Annotated in this window: 17 protein-coding genes; 6 read left to right on the top strand and 11 right to left on the bottom strand. The window is 63.3% G+C overall.

Features of this window, described 5'->3' with window-relative positions:
- Nucleotides 1–231: 231 nt before the first annotated feature.
- From JQ633_RS19420 to JQ633_RS19400, 5 genes are all read left to right on the top strand, one after another.
- Entirely contained in the window at nucleotides 232–2,133 is a 1,902-nt protein-coding gene (locus tag JQ633_RS19420; RefSeq protein WP_211986661.1) for a peptidylprolyl isomerase, read from the top strand.
- Between the two features lie 87 nt (nucleotides 2,134–2,220).
- Nucleotides 2,221–3,234 carry an anthranilate phosphoribosyltransferase gene (gene trpD / locus JQ633_RS19415; protein ID WP_211986660.1) on the top strand — a complete coding sequence of 338 codons (1,014 nt, stop codon included), beginning with the start codon at nucleotides 2,221–2,223 and terminating at the stop codon, nucleotides 3,232–3,234.
- Nucleotides 3,235–3,292: 58 nt separating this feature from the next.
- Nucleotides 3,293–4,111: an indole-3-glycerol phosphate synthase TrpC gene (gene trpC / locus JQ633_RS19410; RefSeq protein ID WP_211986659.1), complete on the top strand. Its 819-nt coding sequence runs from the start codon at nucleotides 3,293–3,295 to the stop codon at nucleotides 4,109–4,111.
- Between the two features lie 4 nt (nucleotides 4,112–4,115).
- Nucleotides 4,116–4,643 carry a cyclic pyranopterin monophosphate synthase MoaC gene (gene moaC, locus JQ633_RS19405; protein ID WP_211986658.1) on the top strand — a complete coding sequence of 176 codons (528 nt, stop codon included), beginning with the start codon at nucleotides 4,116–4,118 and terminating at the stop codon, nucleotides 4,641–4,643.
- Between the two features lie 192 nt (nucleotides 4,644–4,835).
- Nucleotides 4,836–7,574 (top strand): bifunctional diguanylate cyclase/phosphodiesterase, encoded by a 2,739-nt coding sequence (locus JQ633_RS19400; RefSeq protein ID WP_211986657.1) that lies wholly within the window; start codon nucleotides 4,836–4,838, stop codon nucleotides 7,572–7,574.
- 118 nt (nucleotides 7,575–7,692) lie between these two features.
- On the opposite strand, the gene JQ633_RS19395 is transcribed toward JQ633_RS19400, so the two are convergent.
- The 8 genes from JQ633_RS19395 to JQ633_RS19360 all read right to left on the bottom strand — a co-directional run bounded on the left by JQ633_RS19395 (nucleotide 7,693) and on the right by JQ633_RS19360 (nucleotide 15,269).
- Nucleotides 7,693–9,057 carry a S41 family peptidase gene (locus JQ633_RS19395; protein WP_211986656.1) on the bottom strand — a complete coding sequence of 455 codons (1,365 nt, stop codon included), beginning with the start codon at nucleotides 9,055–9,057 and terminating at the stop codon, nucleotides 7,693–7,695.
- Nucleotides 9,058–9,175: 118 nt separating this feature from the next.
- A complete protein-coding gene (locus JQ633_RS19390) occupies nucleotides 9,176–10,360 on the bottom strand; it encodes an NADH:flavin oxidoreductase/NADH oxidase (protein ID WP_249159481.1) in 1,185 nt (394 codons plus the stop codon).
- 181 nt (nucleotides 10,361–10,541) lie between these two features.
- Nucleotides 10,542–11,840 (bottom strand): serine hydrolase domain-containing protein, encoded by a 1,299-nt coding sequence (locus JQ633_RS19385; RefSeq protein WP_211986654.1) that lies wholly within the window; start codon nucleotides 11,838–11,840, stop codon nucleotides 10,542–10,544.
- 282 nt (nucleotides 11,841–12,122) lie between these two features.
- Entirely contained in the window at nucleotides 12,123–13,070 is a 948-nt protein-coding gene (locus tag JQ633_RS19380; protein WP_211986653.1) for a fumarylacetoacetate hydrolase family protein, read from the bottom strand.
- A 23-nt stretch (nucleotides 13,071–13,093) separates the two neighbouring features.
- On the bottom strand, nucleotides 13,094–13,717 hold the full coding sequence (locus JQ633_RS19375; protein WP_211986867.1) for a ferric reductase-like transmembrane domain-containing protein: 624 nt from the start codon (nucleotides 13,715–13,717) through the stop codon (nucleotides 13,094–13,096).
- Nucleotides 13,718–13,752: 35 nt separating this feature from the next.
- Nucleotides 13,753–14,241, bottom strand: coding sequence for a Twin-arginine translocation pathway signal (locus tag JQ633_RS19370; RefSeq protein ID WP_211986652.1), 489 nt, complete (start codon nucleotides 14,239–14,241; stop codon nucleotides 13,753–13,755).
- Between the two features lie 173 nt (nucleotides 14,242–14,414).
- Nucleotides 14,415–14,882: a hypothetical protein gene (locus tag JQ633_RS19365; RefSeq protein ID WP_211986651.1), complete on the bottom strand. Its 468-nt coding sequence runs from the start codon at nucleotides 14,880–14,882 to the stop codon at nucleotides 14,415–14,417.
- A gap of 60 nt (nucleotides 14,883–14,942) precedes the next feature.
- On the bottom strand, nucleotides 14,943–15,269 hold the full coding sequence (locus tag JQ633_RS19360) for a hypothetical protein (RefSeq protein WP_211986650.1): 327 nt from the start codon (nucleotides 15,267–15,269) through the stop codon (nucleotides 14,943–14,945).
- Between the two features lie 103 nt (nucleotides 15,270–15,372).
- Here JQ633_RS19360 and JQ633_RS19355 point away from each other — a divergent pair, with 103 nt between their 5' ends.
- Nucleotides 15,373–16,305, top strand: a complete 933-nt coding sequence (locus JQ633_RS19355; RefSeq protein WP_211986649.1) for a LysR family transcriptional regulator — start codon at nucleotides 15,373–15,375, stop codon at nucleotides 16,303–16,305.
- A 235-nt stretch (nucleotides 16,306–16,540) separates the two neighbouring features.
- On the opposite strand, the gene JQ633_RS19350 is transcribed toward JQ633_RS19355, so the two are convergent.
- The 3 genes from JQ633_RS19350 to JQ633_RS19340 all read right to left on the bottom strand — a co-directional run bounded on the left by JQ633_RS19350 (nucleotide 16,541) and on the right by JQ633_RS19340 (nucleotide 20,750).
- Nucleotides 16,541–19,174, bottom strand: coding sequence for a GTPase (locus JQ633_RS19350; RefSeq protein WP_211986648.1), 2,634 nt, complete (start codon nucleotides 19,172–19,174; stop codon nucleotides 16,541–16,543).
- Between the two features lie 215 nt (nucleotides 19,175–19,389).
- Nucleotides 19,390–20,304: an amino acid ABC transporter substrate-binding protein gene (locus tag JQ633_RS19345; RefSeq protein WP_211986647.1), complete on the bottom strand. Its 915-nt coding sequence runs from the start codon at nucleotides 20,302–20,304 to the stop codon at nucleotides 19,390–19,392.
- A 218-nt stretch (nucleotides 20,305–20,522) separates the two neighbouring features.
- Nucleotides 20,523–20,750 (bottom strand): transcriptional regulator, encoded by a 228-nt coding sequence (locus JQ633_RS19340; protein WP_211986646.1) that lies wholly within the window; start codon nucleotides 20,748–20,750, stop codon nucleotides 20,523–20,525.
- Nucleotides 20,751–20,777: the final 27 nt, after the last annotated feature.

Here is a 20,777-nt window from a genome sequence, read left to right as displayed (position 1 = left end):
TCCCCATCGATCAAGCGCGGCCCTGCGCTAGCAGAGGTAAGCGGCGACTTCCAGAGAGCCGCGGCGCGGTCCGCGCGGCGATTAACCGCTGCAACCCATCCGCGCGGTCAAGGTTGCGGGGGGACGGCGGCCACTTTATGATGGGTTTTCAATTCGGTGACGCCCTGCTGCGGGATGAGATATCCCGGCACGGCACGACCCGGTTCCCCTCCTGTAAAACAAGTTGGACCCATGCTTCGAGGAATGCGGAAAGCCTCATCAAACTGGCTCGGCAAGACGATTATGGCCGTTGTGATGGGCGTTTTGATTGTCAGTTTCGGCATTTGGGGCATCGCGGACATCTTCAAGGGGTTTGGCCAGTCGTCGCTGGCCAAGATCGGCGGGACCGAGATCTCGGCCGAGCAATTCCGCCAGATCTATACCGACCGCCTGCAGCAGGTCGGCCGCCAGTTCGGCCGTCCGCTGACGCCCGAGCAGGCGCGCACCTTCGGCATTGACCGCCAGGTGCTGCAGCAGACGCTGGCCGAAGCCGCGCTGGACGAGGAAGCGCGCCGCATGGGCCTCAACGAGTCCGATGCCGAGGTGCTGCGCCAGATCTATGCCGATCCGAACTTCAAGGGCCTCAACGGCCAGTTCGACCCTCAGCGCTTCCTGTCCGTGATCCGCAACTATGGCTACACGGAAGGCCGCTACATCGCCGAGCAGCGCCGGGTCGGACTGCGGCGGCAGATCGCAGGCACCGTGTCAGCCGGGGTCGAGCCGTCGAAATCGATGATCGAGGCGCTGACGCGGTTCCAGAACGAGCAGCGCTCGATCGACTACGTCAAGCTCGACGCCGCCCAGGCCGGCACCATCGATCCGCCCTCGCCCGAAGCGCTCGCCGCCTATTTCGAGGACCACAAGGTCCAGTTCCGGGCGCCCGAATACCGCAAGATCTCGTTTGTCGCGATCACCCCGGAAGCCATCGGCAAATGGGAGACCGTTTCCGACGAGGACGCCAGGAAGATCTTCGACGAACGCAAGGACCGCATCAGCACGCCGGAGAAGCGCGAGGTGTCGCAGATCGTGTTTCCGAACCTCGGCGACGCCGAAGCCGCGCGCGCCCGCATCACGTCGGGCACCTCGTTCGACGACATCGCCAAGGAGCGCAAGCTCAGCCCGTCCGACGTCAATCTCGGGCTGGTCGCGAAATCGGCGATCCTCGATCCCGCCGTCGGCGAGGCCGCCTTCAAGCTGCCCACGGGCGAAGTCAGCCAGCCGGTGCAGGGCAGCTTCGGCGTGGCGCTGGTCAAGGTCGGCAAGATCGAGCCCGGCGTGACGCCGAGCTATGAGAGCGTCGCCGCGCAGGTGAAGAGCGAGATCGCCACCGAGCGCGCCCGCAACAAGGTCGCCGAGCTACGCGACAAGATGGAAGACGAACGCGGCGGCGGCGCCAGTGTCATTGAGGCCGCGCAGAAGCTCGGGCTGACCGCCGTCACCATCGACGCCGTCGACCGCTCCGGCCGGCAGCCGGACGGCCAGGCCGTCCCCAACATCCCGCAAGGCCTCGACGTGGTGTCGCAAGCCTTCGGCAGCGACGTCGGCGTCGACAACGATCCGATCCAGTTTGCCGGTGGCTGGGTCTGGTATGACGTGCTGGGCATCACGCCCTCGCGCGAGCGCAATCTCGACGAGGTCCGCCCCCAGGTCGAGGCGAAATGGCGCGAGGACCAGATCTCGGCCAAGCTGCGCAGCAAGGCGACCGAACTGGTGCAGAAGCTCGACGCCGGCGGCAAGCTCGCCGACGAAGCGGCCGCGCTCGGCGTCAAGGTCGAGACCGCCGCGAACTTCCGCAGGGATGCCGAGCCGCCCGGCGTGCCGGCCGCCGTCATCACCGCGGCGTTCCGCACCGCCAAGGACAGCGACGGACAGACCCCCGCCGCCGGCGGCAGCCAGTGGATCGTGTTCCGCGTCACCGACGTGACGGTGCCGGCGGTCGACTTTGCGTCCGAGCAGGTCAAGCAGCTCAAGGAAGCGGTGCGGCGCTCGCTCAGCGACGAGCAGGTCGCGCAATACGTCACCAAGATCGAGTCCGACATCGGCGTGACCGTCAACCAGGCAGCCTTCGCACAGGTGACAGGCGCAAATAATTGAGCATCATCCGGGAGACTGGTTCTCCGCGCGGCCAACGCGATGGCGTCGCGCGGAGATCAAGCTCCCGCAACTGACCTGAGCGAGCGAATGGACGACCTGAAATCGATCATCGGAAAAGTCGCCACCGGCGCCACGCTGACGCGTGAGGAAGCGGCGTCCGCCTTCGACGCCATGATGTCCGGCGAGGCGACGCCCTCGCAGATGGGCGGCCTGTTGATGGCGCTGCGGGTGCGCGGCGAGACCGTCGAGGAGATCACCGGCGCGGTCGCCGCGATGCGCGGCAAGATGCTGCGGGTGAAAGCACCGGCGGAGGCCGTCGACATCGTCGGTACCGGCGGTGACGGCTCCGGCTCGGTCAACGTCTCGACCTGCGCCGCGTTCATCGTCGCGGGCACCGGCGTGCCGGTGGCAAAGCACGGCAACCGCGCGCTGTCGTCGCGCTCGGGCTCGGCCGACGTGCTGGCCTCGCTCGGGGTCAGGATCGACCTGACGCCGGATCATGTCGGACGCTGCGTCAAGGAGGCCGGCATCGGCTTCATGTTCGCACCGGCGCATCACCCGGCAATGAAGAACGTCGGCCCGACCCGCGTCGAGCTCGCCACCCGGACGATCTTCAATTTGCTCGGCCCGCTGTCGAACCCCGCCGGCGTCAAGCGGCAGATGGTCGGCGTGTTCTCGCGGCAATGGGTGCAGCCGCTGGCGCAGGTGCTGAAGAATCTCGGCGCAGACAAGATCTGGGTCGTGCACGGCTCCGACGGCCTCGACGAGATCACGCTCACCGGCCCAACCTTCGTCGCGAGCCTGGAGAACGGCGAGATCAAGACGTTCGAGGTGACGCCCGACGAGGCCGGCCTCGGCCGCGTCGCCGGCGAGGCGCTGAAGGGCGGCGATGCCGACGCCAACGCGGTCGCGCTGTCCGGCGTGCTCGCGGGCAAGCCGAGCGCCTATCGCGACGTCGCGCTGCTCAACGCCGCCGCGGCGCTGATCGTGGCCGGCCGTGCCAAGGATCTTAAGGAAGGCGTTGCGATCGGTACGCAGTCGCTCGACAGCGGCGCCGCCGCGGCGCGGCTGAAGCATCTGGTCGCGGTTTCCAACGGGTGAGCATGAGTTGAAAAAGCGTGAGTCGGCTTTTCGACGAGATCGTGCTTAGAGAGGCGCCATGTCCGACATCCTGACCAAGATCGAGACCTACAAGCGCGAGGAGATCGCGGCGGCAAGGCGCGCCCGTCCGCTCGCCGAGGTCGAGGCGCAAGCGAAATCCGCCTCTCCGCCCCGCGGCTTCGTCCGCGCGCTCAAGGCAAAGCACGCCCGCGGCGACTACGCGCTGATCGCCGAGGTGAAGAAGGCCTCGCCCTCCAAGGGTCTGATCCGCGCCGACTTCGATCCGCCCGTGCTGGCAAAGGCCTACGAGGCCGGCGGCGCGGCGTGTCTGTCGGTACTGACCGATACGCCGTCGTTCCAGGGCCATCTTGACTTCATGGTCGCGGCACGCGCGGCGACCAATCTGCCGGTGCTGCGCAAGGATTTCATGTTCGACACCTATCAGGTGGCGGAGGCGCGCGCCCATGGCGCCGACTGCATCCTGATCATCATGGCGGCGCTCGACGATGCCGCCGCCAAGGACATCGAGGATGCCACCCTCGCCTTCGGCATGGACGTTTTGATCGAGATCCACGACCGCGCCGAGCTCGACCGCGCGCTGAAACTTCGTTCGCCGATGATCGGCGTCAACAACCGCAATCTGCGCACCTTCGAGACCACGCTCGCCACCAGCGAGGCGCTGGCGCCGCTGATCCCGCAGGATCGCCTGATGGTCGGCGAGAGCGGCATCTTCACACCTGATGATCTCGCCCGCCTCGAGCGCGTCGGCATGTCGACCTTCCTGGTTGGCGAAAGCCTGATGCGCCAGCAGGACGTCACCGCGGCGACCCGCGCGCTGCTGACGCGGCAGGCGGCCCGCGCCACCGGCACGCGCTGACGAAATGGCGCGCAAGAGCAAGGCCGCTTCGTCCAAGTCTCCGTCCAGGCCCGGCGCCGCCCTCACCCATATCGACGCCAAGGGCGAGGCGCGGATGGTCGACGTCTCCGACAAGCCGGCGACGGAACGCACCGCAGTCGCCGAAGGCCGCGTCCTGATGAGCAAGGCGACGCTCGCGCTTATCGCCTCCGGCCAGGCCAAGAAGGGCGACGTGCTGGCGACGGCGCGGATCGCCGGCATCATGGCGGCGAAGCGGACCTCGGAATTGATCCCGCTGTGCCATCCGCTGGCGCTCAGCAAGGTGACGATCGACATCGCAACCGACGCCAAGCTCCCCGGCTGCATCGTCCGCGCCACCGTGAAGGTGACCGGCCCGACCGGCGTCGAGATGGAGGCGCTGACCGCCGTCTCGGTCGCCTGCCTGACGATCTACGACATGATCAAGGCGGTCGAGCGCGGCGTGCGCATCGAAGGCATCCACCTGATCGAGAAGATCGGCGGCAAATCCGGGCATTTTCGCGCCGGCGAATGAGCGCGCCGTGTGGCCGTTGATCGCGTCGGCCGCAGATATTGCATCGTTGTTGTCGCGGTTTCGCGGCCGCCCGCAACCATTCGTTAACCAGCCTTGCTAACGGCAGGTCCATCTCGATTGGTTACGACTTTGGCGGGCCGGAGGTGAACCAAACCTACTTCCGGGTGAAACGCCTGGAAGCGATCGCGACACATGAGTTCAGACGGCAGCGCCTTGTTCAACATCACGCCGGTGTTTCGCAGCGGCCCGATCCGCTGGCTGATCCTCGGCGGCGCCGTGCTGATGGCTGCGATCGCGATCGGCGCGACGCTGATGGCCGGCAATTTCCGTGAACGCGCACTGCGCAACAACGAGCGCGAGCTGGAGAACACCGTGCTGCTGCTGGCACGGCACTTCGACCAGCAGCTCGAGGATTTCGAGGTCGTCCAGAAGGACCTGATCGCCTTCATGCGCGACAACGGCATCGCGACGGCCGAGAACTACAAGCGGCGGATGTCGGGCGCCGACATTCATGCCATGCTCAAGTCCAAGATGGACGCGCTGTCCTATGTCGGCGGCCTCAACCTATTCGACGCCGACGGTACGCTGATCAACAGCTCGCTGGCCTGGCCGGTGCCGCGCGCCAACATCGCCGACCGCGATTATTTCGGGATCTTCAAGTCGAGCCCCTACTCACCCGAGATGCTGGTCGCGCCCGTCGTCAGCCGCGTCAGCGGCCAATGGACCACCGTCATCCTGCGCAAGGTCACCGGACCGAACGGCGAGTTCCTCGGGGTGATCGGCCGCGGCATCGAGGCAGCCACCTTCGAGAAGTTCTTCTCCACGGTGGCGCTCGGCGAAGGCGCCGCGATCTCGATGCACCATCGCGACGGAACGCTGCTGGCGCGCTACCCGCATGTCGAGGAGCTGATCGGCAAGAACTTCCGCACCGGCCCGGCCGGCCAGCAGCGGGTGTTCGAGACGGCGCAAAGCACCTCGCGACTGACCAGCCCGATCGACGGCGAGGACCGCCTGATTTCGTCGCGCGCGCTCACCAAATTCCCGATCGTCGTGGTCGCGACGACCACCACGACGGCGGCGCTTGCCACCTGGCGCGAGCAGATCGGCATGCTGATCGCGGTGACCGGCGTCTCGGTGCTCGCCATCGCACTGCTACTGACGCTGGTGGTGCGCAAGTTGATCCAGCAGCATCGCGCCCAGCAGCAGCGCCTGACGCTGGAGAAGCTCCGGCTCGACACCGCCGTCAACAACATGACGCAGGGCCTCCTGCTGTTCGACGCCTCGCGGCGCCTCGTGATCTGCAACAAGCGCTATATCGAGATGTACCGCCTGTCAGCCGATGTCGTCAGGCCCGGCTGCAGCTTCCACGACGTCATCGCGCACCGCCACCAGACCGGCTCGTTCGAAGGCGACGTCGAGCGCTACGTCAACCTCGTGCTGCGCGACGTCGGCACCCGCAACATCATGGTGATCACGACGCCCGACGGGCGCTCGATCCAGATCGTCAACGAACCGCTGGCCGACGGCGGTTGGCTCGCCACCCATGAGGACATCACCGAGCGCCGCCGCACCGAGGAGCGCATCACCCATCTTGCCCACTACGATGCCCTCACCGACCTGCCGAACCGCGCTTTGTTCCATGAGGAGATCAGGCGCGAGCTGCAGCATGCCGCACCGGACAGCCAGCTTGCGGTGCTCTACATCGACATCGACGAGTTCAAGGGCGTCAACGACTCGCTCGGTCACATGGTCGGCGACGAGCTGCTGAAATCCGTCGCCAGGACCCTGAGCGGCGTGATCGGGAACGGCGACTTCGTCGCACGGCTTGGCGGCGACGAGTTCGCGATCATCCAGACCGCCGTGACGAGCACGGACGAGGTCACCGACCTCGTCAACCGGATCTACGAGGCGATCCGCGCCCCCTACCAGTGCCTCGGCCACCAGCTCACCACCGATGCCAGCATCGGCATCGCGCTGGCGCCGCGCGACGGCACCGATCTCGACCAGATCCTGAAGAACGCCGATCTTGCGATGTATGCGGCGAAGTCGGCCGGCCGCCGCACCTCGCGCTTCTTCGAGCCCGCCATGGATGCCGACGCGCGCGCCCGCCGCGAACTCGAGATGGAGTTGCGCCAGGCGATCGCCGCCGGTGGCAGCGGGCTGGAAGTGCACTACCAGCCCTGCCTTGATCTCAGGAGCAACGCGATCAACGGCTGCGAGGCGCTGGTGCGCTGGCGCCATCCGGTGCGCGGCATGATCTCGCCGGCAGATTTCGTGCCGATCGCCGAGGAGACCGGCCTGATCAACCAGCTCGGCGAATGGGTGCTGACCACCGCCTGCAGGGAGGCCGTCGCCTGGCCCGACCATATCAGCCTCGCGGTCAACGTCTCGCCGGTGCAGTTCAAGAGCGGCACGCTGGCGCTGAAGGTGATCGCGGCGCTGGCGGCGTCGGGGCTGTCGGCGGGCCGGCTCGAGCTCGAGATCACCGAGGCCGTGCTGATCCGCGACGACGAGGCGGCGCTCGCGGTGCTGCACCAGCTGCGCGCCATCGGCGTCAGGATCGCGCTCGACGATTTTGGCACCGGCTATTCGTCGCTCAGCTATTTGAAGCGCTTCCCGTTCGACAAGATCAAGATCGACCGCTGCTTCGTCACCGACATCGCCGATCCGCAGGGCTCGGCCGGCATCGTTGCCGCCGTCGTCAACATCGCTGCCGAACGGCGCATGACGACGACCGCGGAAGGCGTCGAGACCGCGCAGCAGCAGCAGATGCTGCGCGAGCTCGGCTGCTCGGAAATGCAGGGTTATTTGTTCAGCGCGCCGAAGCCGGCCGCGCAGATCCGCGAGCTGCTGGCCGGGTATCACCAAGGCACAGCGACATCCGTCGGCGGCAGCACGCGCCGGCGCAAGCCTATCGCCGGAGCTGCGTAATTACGTAGCCAGGATTACGTAGCCCGGATGTAGCGTAACGCAATCCGGGTACGCTTTGTCCGTTTGCGAAGGTCCCGGATTTCGCTTCGCTCCATCCGGGCTACGCATCAAAAAAAGCCTAGTTCGCGACCGGGCGCTTCTGCGCGGTCTTGCTGTCGGCGTTCTTGTCGATGTTCTTGGCGTCGGCGTTGACGGTGACGCCGCGCAGCTGGTTGAAGGCCGCGGCCAGCGCCTTGTCGTTCTTCTCGTCCGGCGGGACGTACGACTGCGAGCCGCTCTGCTCGGTGCCTTCGGCCGACAGATGGCCGCGCATCGAGGCCTCGCCCTTGATCTCCGAGCGGGTCTTGAACTCGTCCGGCACGTCCTGCAGCACCTCGATGTCGGGCTTGATGCCGAGCGCCTGGATCGAATGGCCCGACGGCGTGAAGTAGCGCGCCGTGGTCAGCGCCAGCGCGCCGTTGCCGGTGCCGAGCGGAATGATGGTCTGCACCGAGCCCTTGCCGAACGAACGGGTGCCGATCAGCGTCGCGCGCTTGTGGTCGTGCAGCGCGCCGGCGACGATCTCGGAAGCGGAGGCCGAGCCGCCGTTGATCAGGACCACCAGCGGCTTGCCCTTGGTCATGTCGCCGCCATGCGCGGTGAAGCGCTGGGTCTCTTCCGGATTGCGGCCGCGGGTCGAGACCACCTCGCCGCGCTGCATCAGCGTCGAGGTCACCGACACCGCCTGGTCGAGCAACCCGCCCGGATTGTTGCGCAGGTCGATCACATAGCCGGCGAGCTTGTCCTGCGGGATCTGCTTCTGAATATCCCCGATCGCCTTGCGCAGGCCCTCGGTGGTCTGCTCGTTGAACGAGCTGATGCGGATGTAGCCGATGTCGCCGCCCTCGGCGTGATACTTCACCGGGCGGACGCGGATGATCTCGCGGGTGATGGCGACTTCGATCGGCTTGTCGGCATCCTTGCGCACGATCTTCAGCCGGATCGAGCTGTTCGGCGCGCCCTTCATCTTGTTGACGGCCTGGTCGAGCGTCATGCCCTGGATCGATTCGTCGTCGATCGAGGTGATCACGTCACCCGACATGATGCCGGCGCGCGAGGCTGGCGTGTCGTCGATCGGCGCCACCACCTTGACGAAACCGTCCTCCATCGTGACCTCGATGCCGAGGCCGCCGAACTCGCCGTGGGTGGTCTCCTGCATCTCCGACCAGCCCTTCTCGTTCATGTAACGAGAATGCGGATCGAGCGAGGAGATCATGCCGTTGATCGCGCCTTCGACCAGCTTGCCGTCGTCGGGCTTCTCGACATAGTCGGACTTGACCTTCTCGAACACCTCGCCGAACAAATTGAGCTGGGAATAGGTGTTGTCGGAACGCGCGGCGGCCTTGGCGACGTCGACCAGATGCGTCCCCTGCGGCGAGGTCACGAGCAGGGTGAGACAGGCCCCCGCAACCGTGCCGAGGAAAAAGCCAACGTTCTTGCGCATCTGCGATCCTTTTTCGCTATGGCCGGCAATGTTCCGCAACATTCGGCCGCCTCACCCCGGACCGGGGCACCACACACCGGCTTTTTGGTCGGATCAAGGCCGCGCCGTCACCGGAGCATTAAGACCTTGTCACGATTGCCTTCTCCGCTTCCTGCAACCCGTTCTGCCAGGTCGACGGCGCGGTGCCGAAGCCGCGCTTGGCCCGTGTGCCGAGCCAGTAGCCGAACTGCGGCGGCACGTTGCGGAACGGCCCCTCGACGCCGAGCTTGAGCGCGGCATCCATCGGCCAGTTGGGGTTATTCAGGATTTCGCGGCCGACGGCGATCAAATCTGCTTGTTTATCACGCAGGATTTGTTCGGCCTGGTCGCCATGAATGATGAGTCCGACCGCCATGGTCATGATATCGGCGTGCGCGCGAAGGTATTCCGCAAGCGGCACCTGGTAGCTGTACTTGATCTCCTTGCCGAGGATCGGCGCCGCCTCGGTGATGCCGCCCGAGGAACAGTCGATCACGTCGACGCCCTTGGCCTTGAGGATCGTCGCCAGCCGCGCGCTCTGCTCCGGCCCCCAGCCGGCATTGTCCTCGACCGACAGTCGCACGAACAACGGCTTTTCATCTGGCCACTGCGCCCGCACCGCCTCCGTCACCTCGATCAGGAAGCGCATCCGGTTGGCTTCCGAGCCGCCATAGGCATCGGTGCGCTGGTTGGAGCGCTCGGAGAGGAATTCGTGCACGAGGTAGCCGTGCGCGCCGTGCAGTTCCAGCACCTCGAACCCGGCCTCATGCGCGCGCCGCGCCGCCTGGCCCCAGGCCGCGACGAGGTCCTTCACCTCATTGGTTTCGAGCGCCCGCGGCACCGGCCAGCGTTCGCTATGGGCAATCGCGCTCGGCGCCACCGGTGTCCATGCATCCCAGTCCTCGATCTCAGCCGTCTGCTGCAGCGGACGATCGCCCTCCCACGGCCGGCTCGCCCGCGCCTTGCGGCCGGAATGGCCGAGCTGGATCCCGGCGACCGCGTTCTGCTGCTTGATGAAGCCGACCAGGCGGCTGAGCGGCGCGACGAACTTGTCGTCCCAGATGCCGAGATCGCCGACCGTGCCGCAGCCGCGCCGTTCCACCTTGGTCGATTCGACGATCACGAGCCCCGCGCCGCCGGCGGCGAACTTGCCGGCATTCATCAGGTGCCAATCCGTCGGAAAGCCCTTCTCCGCCGAATACTGATGCATCGGTGGCACCACGATACGGTTCTTCAGCGTGACACCGCGGATCGTCATCGGCGAAAACAGGAGTTTGTCGGACATCGGCTTCCTCGTCTGGGCGTCGTTCCCGGAGCGCGCCGGGTCGATCTTGTGTTGCCGTAGACGATATACGGGCCGTGCCATCGCAGATAGAGGCGTACGAGATTGCTGCCCGCCATGGCGAGCAGCAATGGCAGTGTCCCACACTCTTACAGCCGGCGCCGGGACGAAAATCCCGGCGCTGCTATTCCAGCGCGGCCGAAAGCGCCTGATACGCGAGATAGCGCACCGTGTGACGATAGAGAGTGTTGGCGGGGCCCGGCGCCTGAATCATCATGATGATGACGAGATGTTGCTTGGGATCGATGTAGAAGGTCGTTCCAAACGCACCGGTCCAATAGAATGAACCCGTCGATCCCGGCAGCGGGTTGCGGCCCGGCTCCGTGCGCACGGCAAAGCCCAAGCCAAAGCCCTGTCCCATTGCCGGCGTCGGCCCGATATCGGCCATACGCCCCAGGGCCGCGTCGGAATAGGCGATCCCCGGCTTGAGGGCGTCCGACGTCATGAGCGCGATCGTGGGCTGCGCCAGCAGACGCGTGCCGTCGAGCTGGCCGCCGTGCAGCACCATCTGGCAAAACCGCAGATAGTCTGCTGCCGTCGACACCATGCCGCCGCCGCCCGAGAACAGTTTCGGCTTCTGCGTTGCGTCGAACATCGGCGGACGCTTTCCCGTCGCGGCATCGACCTGCGGCTGCGCCAGCCGGTCGCGATCGGCTTCGGTCACAGAGAAGCCGGTCGAGTTCATCCCGAGCGGCTTCGTGATGCGCTCCTCGATGAAGCGATCCAGCTCCATCCCGGAAACCACCTCGATGATCCGGCCGAGCACGTCGACCGAGAGGCTGTACTCCCACATCTCGCCCGGCTGGTGCGCAAGCGGAAGCTTGGAAAGTTTCGTGACCATTTCGGCAAGCGTGGTGTTGCGATCGAGCACACTGGCTTCGCGATAGGCATCAGCGACCGGACCGCTGCCGATCGGCGGCGGATAGACCAGGCCGGAGGTGTGACGCAGCAGGTCCTGCACCGTCATCTCCCGCTTCTGCGGCTGCATGACGGCGTCCTTCTTGCCGGTCGCGGGATCGAGCTGTTCGACGCGGACCTGCAGGTCCTTGAACTCGGGCAGATACCGCGAAACCGGTGCGACGATGTCCAGCTTGCCCTCCTCTGCCAGCATCATGGCGCCGACGCTGACGATCGGCTTGGTCATCGACGCGATGCGGAAGATCGCGTCGGTGGTCATCGCCGCCTTTTGCTCGCGGTCGCGGAATCCGAAAGCCTGAAAATACGCCACCTTGTCATCGCGGGCGATCAGGACCACCGCGCCGGGCAATTCGGCACGGTCGACGTAGCCCTGGAAGGCCAGGGTCAACCGCTCAAGACGATCGGGGGCAAAGCCGAGCTTTGCCGGATCGCCCGCGGACTTGAGATCCTGAGCCGACGCGCAAGTCGAAATGAACGCGAATATCAATGCGGAAATGAATTTCATGATGCCACCCTCTTAAAGAAATGATGCCGGAGGTCCGCTCGAGACTCGATGCTGCCGCAGGGAGCAGCCGTGAGCGCGACGTTCAGTCCAAGAGTGCAGATGAAGTATGACGCAGCGTCGAATTCCAACGCGATAGAATACCATGCAATGCGAGCAGGCATCACCTGTTCGGGTAATGGTGGCTATCGCTGCCGACATAGTGACAGCGCAACCTCCCGCTCGCAAGCAGGTCGACGCGCCCCGCCGAGGCTGACTTGCGCGAAGGCGCTTTTGGATCCGACGCTACTTCGCGTATTTGCCGGTGAGTTGCCGGGTGACGTCCGGATAGGCGCCCGCGGTCTTCTCGCTGGCCTCTTCGTGCATCTGGTCACGGGTCTTGCGCGCCCAGCCGCGCTTCAAATCGTCCCTGATGCCGAACCTCAAGCGGCCCAGCCCCTCGGTTTCGAGTTCGATCGTATCGCCGTCCATGAAGGGGTTGAGACCCCGGTGATTGGTGCCGGTCGCAACGATGTCGCCGGGCAGCAGCGTATGGATGGACGACAGCCAGGCGATGCACTTGGCGATCCTGTGGCCCATATCGTCGGTATTGAAGTTCTGCATCAGCACGCCGTTATTCCACAGCCTGATTTGTAGCTTCTGCGGATCGCTGATTTCGTCGGCGGTGACGAGATAGGGGCCGATCGGCGCAAATGTATCGCGGCTCTTCATCTGGAAGAATACATTGCCCGACGGCGGCAGGCCGCGCGCCGAACCATCGATGAAGTTCATGTAGCCGAACACGTAGCTCATCGCCTCGGCTTCGCTCACATGGCTGCACCTCCTGCCGATGACGACGGCCATCTCGGCTTCGCCCTCGAAGATCGTCGCCGGCACGTCGGGCAGCAGCATCGTGTCGCCGTGTCCGATGATCGCGCTCGGCGATTTGTGAAAGGCGTTGATCGGCGCCGGCGCACTGCGCGTGCCGTCTTCCATGTAGTTGACCGCCATGCAGTCGATCGTGCGCGGGCCCGGCACCGGCGGACGGATGCGGACATCAGACAGCGGCACCCCTGCGCCTCGCGCGGCCGCCGCTTCGAGCCGCGGCTTGTAGCTGCCCCAACGTTCGATCAGCCCGTTCATCAAATCGCCCGGGCCGGTATGCGGGATGTCCTTCACCTCGGCACTGACATCGACCACGGCGTCGCCCTTCAACACGCCCAGCCTGTAGTCATCGAAATGGAGCAGCTTCATCCTATGTCCCTCACCTTTGTTTTTTATGCCGAGCTTGCGCCGATGTCGGTCCGCTCGTGCACCGTCCGTCTTTTCCGCCACATCCACAAGTCGGCCATCACCTTGACGGTCGCCGCGACGACCAGCGCGCATAGCGCCACCTTCGAGACCGTCTCCATCGTCCCCTCGATCAGGAGGCCGTGCACCACAGTGCCCACGACGATGACGATCGCAAGCAGCCTGTGCACGAGGAACCAGGTCCGCGGTCGTAATCCAAGCCGGCGGCGGAGCACAGCGAGGACCGCGACGGCGAGGATCGCCCACATGGCGATGACGCCGAAGGGGGAGAACGGCGTCGGCGACGTGAAGAGCAGCGCGTCGATCATGTCGGGCGGACTGGTGATCCAGAGGCCGGCGACGTGGATCACCACGGCCGCGACAAGCACGGCTCCGGTCCACAGATGGACACGCCGCCCGATACGGGCCGGCAATCCCGGCAGGTATCCGCCGATCAGCACCGGCTGAAACAGCATGATGCCCAATGCGACAATGCCGGCGAAACCGGCCAGGATGTAGAGGGGATCACGCCATGCGAGCAGCGGGCTCAAAGCCGCAGCGGCGATCGGCACGGCAACGGCCACAACAATGACGGCCCAGATCAGGATCAACCGGGCCAATTTCCACTGCTCCGTTCGCAACGCCGTCAGGCCGGCTGCAGGACGAAGTGCGCCTCCAGGCTGGTGTCCTTTGCGCTTCCCATCACGGGACGGAGGAAGACGGTTTTGAATTCGCCGCTGTCATAGGCGAGATGACCGTGCGGCTGGCCGAACACCGGAACGATCTGCGGCATCTCGAGACGGAACGCCCCGTTCTTGTCGGTGAGCGTGGCGCCGTGACTCTGCGGGTCCTGCTCGCGCCCTTCGGTCGTGTGCGCCCAGATCTGGATGCGCTGCCCGGCAAGCGGGGCGCCGTCACCGGCGCGGCGCACCGTGCCGCTCATCCAGAAACCACCCTTCCCGATCCGGTCCACGGTCGGCGCCCCCGCCCGGTAATTGTTGGCTCCGCCCGGCATCGAAGCGGTCGGTGCAAAGTCGTCTGCGCGGGCGGGCAACAGGAGGCCGGACGTCCCGGTTACCAGGACGGCGCCGCCAGCGGCGATCAGGGTGCGGCGGTTGAGTAGGATGGTGCTCATGCAAGTTCCTCCCGGCGACCGTGCGATTGCCTCGGAGGGTACAACAACAAGCTGACGCCGCACAGTTGAGGGAGACGAAGGGCCCGGTGGCCCGCAATAAAAGAGTTGTGAACGGGTACCCCGCGCCAGACCCCTTTCGTCGGCTGCCTGCGTTTTCCGACTGCGCTTGGCGACTACGCGGCGATGCGATCGCGGCGGGTCAAGGCACCGTTTTCGATCGCCGTGACGGAATTTTCGAACGCTTTTTCCAGGACCCTTCGGCCGACTGTCGCAAGCACGAGACCAAGGATCCATCCTCGAAGATTCTTGCCGGCGCGCACAACGGCAACGTCGATGTCGGTCCTGCCATCCGGGCGGCGCGTAAAGGTGTAGGTGTGCCCCGACGGGCCGCCCCATACGTTGGAGTCGGTCGTCGTCAGCACGACGCGGTTCGGGTCGGACCAATCATAGTGCAAGCGTTCCCAGATGCCGGCCGAGCCCTCGGTGACGTCGGCCTGCGAGGCGCCGCGATGATGCACCTTGAGATATTCGTCGGCGCTGTTGCCGAACAGCCTGGCGCGACCGGGCCCGAAGTCGGTCAGCCCGGTCAGATATTGCTCCGGCGTCAGGCTGGTGGTCCGATGCAGATGGATCGTGGACATGTCTGAACCTCGCATTCGGCGCCGGCGCCTCTGTTGCCGGAGGCGCCGGGCAGCCCGGAATTAGTTGGACACCACAGCCGCCTTGCGGACCGACAGATTGTCGCCGTCGCGGGTGATTTCGAGCGCGCCGGCGTTGTGCGGCGTCGAAAGCACGACGCGCTGACCCGGCGCCAGCACCGAGACAAAGCGGATCGGCGTGCCCGCCTCGCCCTGCGCCAGCGTCGTCACGACGCGGAACCCGTCGCGCTCGACGGTGTAATAGGCGACGCCGGTGACGTCGCCGAGCCGGATGCTCTGCCCCTCGATCGGCCGCAGGCCGCCCGCATGTGCGGCGCCCAATGAGGCCAGGGTGAAGGCGGCTGCGAGAAGCGTGCTGCGGACTGACATTTAACTCTCCGTTGGTTTGGGCGGCGGGCCACATTGCCCGCCTGCTCCCTTGCCGGTGGAGATGGTGAGGCTATCATTATCGATCAAACCGATAGGATCGATAATGACCATCGACGCCGTCAATTTAAGCCGTATCGACTTGAATTTGCTGGTTCATCTCGACGCCCTGCTGACCGAGCGGAGCGTCACGCGGGCCGCAGTCCGGGTCGGCATCGGCCAATCCGCGATGAGCCACAACCTCGCCCGGCTGCGCGACTTGTTCGGCGACGAACTGCTGACGCGGAGTTCCGACGGCATGCGCCTCACCCCGCGCGCGGTGACGCTGGTCGAACCGGTGCGGACCATGCTGGCGCAGGTCGAGGCGCTGGTGGCGCGCGACCAGGCGTTCGATCCGGCCACGGCGGTGCGCACCTTCAGGTTCGGATTGCCCGACAGCATGGAGATCCTGATCATGCCCGCTCTGCTGGCGCGCATGCGCGAGATCGCGCCCGGCATTCACCTGCGGCTCTACAATTTCGATACGTCCCGCCTGTTCGAGGATCTCGACGCCGACGAGATGGATCTCGCCATCGGCTACGACATGTTCCAGCACGGACAGTCGCACCACAAGCGGCGCAAGCTGTTCACTGAAACTTATCTGTGCATGTTCAACGCCGAAAAGACCGGTATCAAAGCGCCGATCTCGCTCGACGACTATGTGCGGCTGCCGCACGTGCTGACCAGCCTGCGGCCCGGCCTCAGCGTGCGTGGCGTCGTCGATGAAGCGCTGGAGAAGCTGGGTCTCCGCCGCTCGGTGGCGCTGACCACGCCACGCTTCCTCACGGTGCCGTTCCTGGTGGCGCGTGCCCCCGTCATCGTCACCATGCACGCGCGGCTGGCCCGCCTGTTCGCCACCGAGCTCGGGCTCAGCCTCAGCCCGCCGCCGGTGGAGCTGCGCGATGTGACGGTGTCGCTGCTATGGCATACGTCCTACGACCGCGACCCCGCGCATAGCTGGCTGCGGCAGCAGATCAGCGAACTGGTCGCTGAAGTGTAGGTTACGGTTTCCGCACGCTCACACTACCTGTAAGCCAGATCGTCTAGGCGGAGAGGTGAGACATACGCTCCTGCAAGCGAAATTGAACAAGCGCAGCTTCGCTCGCGATGCCAGTTAGGAGCATTCGAGCGCAGAATGATACCCACGTCGTCAATTCAGATACGAGCGGCTGTAGAATCCGGAGGACTGTCCAAAACTCGCCTAATGCAGGTCACCAGCCCCCGAAACAACCTCACTATCCAAATTCGACCTCATGAAGTTGCTGTCTGATCCGATGTAACGATTCCCGTGTATCACCAAGCAACTTAAACGACGGCTCTATAGCTCTTGCCTTTATCTTATCGGCCACGTCATTCAACAGCTGCAAATTCTTGGTCGCATCGCTAAAATATGAGGAGACTCTGTCCGTCACCGTCTCGACCAAGTCGGCATATTCTGTGCGGCTCTTACAGAATTCGGAATGCAACTCGCGCAATGTTATGAGGCGCTCCGCCGCGGTCATATTCCAGCTGTCAGGGTCATAGTCGATGAGACCTTGATATGCTTTGTCCAATCTCTTCGAGAGAGTTTGCGCACTAATCGCTGCAAATTCGTAGCTGGCGATCTCTTCGTCTGCCGTCCTTTCGAGCTCGCGCCGAAGCAATGATTGATGGTCGCTTCTGATCGTTCTCGATCGCTTTGGAAAATTGTCGATGGCTTTCGCACCTAAGAACGCAAGCGGCGCCCAGATCAGCTGAGCTACAATATTCCAAAGGACTGCATGGAACGTATTCTGAGGAATCTCTACAGCGTCGACATAGGCCAAGTAAGTACATAAACCCAAGACCGCACCGACGATAGAAGTGCCAACGTATAGAAATCGACGACGCCTTCGAGCGTCAGACATTTCTTTCTCGTAAGCACGCCGCTTCTCGGCAACAATACTCGACAGCTTCGCTTCGAGCGTGCCAAGAAATAGGCCCACATTATCGCGTAGCTCTCTAAACAGATCTTGGATAGCAGAATCGCTCTCAGCAGCCGCCAAGGTGTCGAGAAGCGTATAGTTCGTTTCCGGCGACGGAATTTTCAAATCATTGATTCTTGTCACCAATGGACGCAGTTTCTTTTCCATTGCCACAACCTGGGTGCGGGCATCGTTGGCTATCTCCGAAAACTGCGAGAAGAGATTGTTTACGGCGTCCGCGGTGAACGTAGCTCGGTCGGATTCGTCAAATTCGGATTCGAGATCGTCGAGCTCCTTTCCTAGCCCGAGGGCGCCAATCGATTCCTTCGTTGTATGAGTAAAGACTCCGGCGCGATAAAGTTCAGCATTCCCAAAAAATCGCGTAAGATCATCCGTAAGGGAGTTCTGCGCCCCCCGCACGATCTTTTCGCACTCAGTAAATGGAGAGCCAACCATCACGAGCGCGTTTGCTTCTTCGATAACCTTTCTCAATCTTGCAGCCATCTCGCGCAACGACCCGACCTTGGCCTCTCTAAATGTCGCCCACTTTGTCATTAGCTTGGACGGAACCAATGGCATTGTAGCGCCCAGCTCCATTTGAGGAATTTTGAGCGAAATCGCGTCTCCCGCATCACCCGCAATCGCTTCTAAGCTCATCAACTCGTATTCGTGAATCTGATCAGCGATGCTCGAGGAAATCTTTAGCTTGAGCGTCTCAGCGACGTGACGGGCGGTGCGCTGTGCGTCTTCAAAAATCTCTCCCGCAATTTCCTGACGCCGCTTCCTAATGACTTCGAATCCATCAACTACGGACGGAAGCAACTCCGGTTCGGGCAACGCTTTCAGAACTCGATCGCGCTCCACGTGCACAGCGGCAAGTTGGTCGAGCCAGGTCTTCGTTAAGTTGTTATTTGATATGCGGACGTTTTCCGTGTAGCGAACGCGATTTTGCTCGGCGGAATGCACTATCTTGTTTAGCTCTCGAAGCTTGAAGTCTAGAAAGGTCTCGAAGAAGCCTCTTAGATCTTTTGCGATCGCGGCAAAATAGCCGAGCTTGTGGCTATGCATCGCTAGACGAGACCGCGAATTGGTCGGATCGCATTTGGACTGGATAAATTGCTTGACGCCGGCCACGTTATACTTGTGCCTATTGTCTAGCAGAATAAACTGCTCTTCCGTGTAGAGCTTTGGCTTCAATAGCTTGTTGAGGCGGCCCAAGACCTCATCAAAGAATCGCGCACGCTTTCCGGCGTCAATATTGTCTTGGGATACGGCAGCTAGAATGTCACGTCGCAACTCGTCGGCTCGTGTAACGACGAAATGAATCGGCACGAACGGCAAGCGCTTGTGAAGCTCCTCAAGGAGCGGCATGTCGTCCTTGTCGAGAGGGCTAGCCGCTGAGAGGAAGAACAAGATCACGTCGCAGATCGGCAAGAAATCTCGCGCGATTTCTTCGACTAACGCCGGATCACCAGTGCCTGGAGTATCAACAAGCACGATGTTATCAAGGAGCTCATTATCAATCGGCTTGGATCGAATTGTAACCGAACCTTCACGTATAACTCCCAACAGATACTTCTCATTCGCGGGGCGTGTTACCAACGTGATTGTGTCGTCGGTTGGATTCAGATCGGTGGGACGCTCAGATTCAGAACCCCAAGTGTCGAGAACGGAATTGATCGTGCTGGATTTCCCTGTCGAAAAGTGCCCAAGCAGGCCAACGTAAAAAAGGTCCCCTTCAAGCCTCAGATATTGTGTTAGGCTTCGATGAGTCCGATTTAGAATATCGTAATGATGTGCGGTTTTTGCGTTGTTAGTGAGGTCTAACGCGTGCCTAGTGATAGGCTCCTCCAGCAAAGCTTGCAGTTCGCTCAGCCCCTTCAAAATAGCTTCAGCTCGAATATCAGTTGCCTGCTCTATCGTCATGCTGCCCCCGTATATAGGCGCAAGCTAACACAACCACTGCGAGAATTGAAATAGAAACGTGGTACACCGCCGAGTTGCAACAGCCATTGTCGCCCGGCTACTCCGAATCCAAGATTTTTCGTCTCCAACGATGTCTAGGCAACGCGCGTCGCAGGAGCTCCCCGGGTGCACCCTCACCCGACGTCGCGCCCGCCGCAATCGACTCCTTCGGAGCCTTACTCGTACACATCCGGATCGTAGCTCGAACTCGGATTGCTGAACGCGTTGCGCAGCGCCGGCGACATCGGAACATTGTAGTTGATGCCGTTCGGCGGCGTCGGCGCTTCCAGCCACTTGCGGTACATGACCTCGATCTCCGGGCTCTTGTAGAGCTCCGCGGTGGCGCGGTCGGCCAGCGCTTTGAAGGGCGCGTCCTCCCGGCGCAGCATGATCCCGAACGGCTCCGCCTTCGAGAACGCCTCCTCGCTGACCATGTAGAGCGCCGGCTGCTTCGATCGCGCAATCGCCACGTAGAGCTGCACGTCGTCGAGCGCATAGGCCTGGGCGCGATCGGTCTCCAGCATCAGGAAAGCCTCGGCCTGGTCCTTGGCCGGCAGGACGTTGACGCCGAGCTTGCGCTCGGCATTGACCTTGATGAGCTGCGTCAGGTTGACCGAGCCCGCCACCGCGGTCACCGACTTGCCCTTCAGGTCATCGATGGTGTTGATGCCGGATGACTTCTTCGCGGCAAATTTCGTCGCACTGAGGAAGTGCGTGTTGGTGAAGGTGACCTGCTTCTGGCGATCGGCGCTGTTGGTGGTGGCCGAGCAATGCAGATCGATCGTTCCGTTCACCATCAGCGGGATCCGGTTCGACGAGGTCACCGGGAGGTAGTCGACCGCGATATCCGGCGTGCCGAGCTGCTGCTTCACCGCATCGACGATCTTCAGGCAGATATCGAGCGCAAAGCCGATCGGCCGCTGCTGGTCATCGAGATAGTTGAACGGAACGGACGCCTCCTGATAGCCGAGCGTGATCTTCTTCGTCTCCTTGACCTTCTGCAGCGTGCCGGACAGCTCTTCGGCGGCCGCCGGGCTCGCAGCGAGCGCGAAGGCCAAAGGAACGGCCAAAAGAACGGGAGGCAAACGCATCGACTGCTCCTGCAGGCTCATCATGTGCGGGATTGGGTAGCGGGATTCATTGCTGGCGGTGATAACTTGCAGCGGCGCCGGACGGTAGACGAGGATGTGTCTAGCAGCTATCGCGCTTTGTTATGCGCCGGCGCGCCAAACCTGCGACGAGGATGCTTGCCAGCATCAGCTATTGCCGCGGTCGCGATCAGCCATTTGGAGGTCTTCGATCGTGGAGATCACACGGTCTTCGTGCGCTTCTTCTTGACGTCGGGGGCATCTGCTTGAGCACCGGCGTCCGCCGCCTGCTTGGCTTCCCTCAACAGGCGGAGCCGTTCCATGTTCTTGCGGACCGCAACGGCCTCACGGTCGATCTCGGCCATCGCTCGCGCGCCTTCTTCCGCAGCCACACGCTGCCGTTCAGCACGCGCGACGCTCGTAGGCGAGAGCACCTTCTTCCCGTCCATCGCCGATCCTTGTCTGCAGGAAACAAG

This window comes from Bradyrhizobium tropiciagri (assembly GCF_018130505.1).
GTDB classification, from domain to species: Bacteria; Pseudomonadota; Alphaproteobacteria; order Rhizobiales; family Xanthobacteraceae; genus Bradyrhizobium; species Bradyrhizobium tropiciagri_B.
The sequence above is the reverse complement of the archived record's forward strand: the minus strand, read 5'-3'. Positions and strand labels throughout refer to the sequence as shown.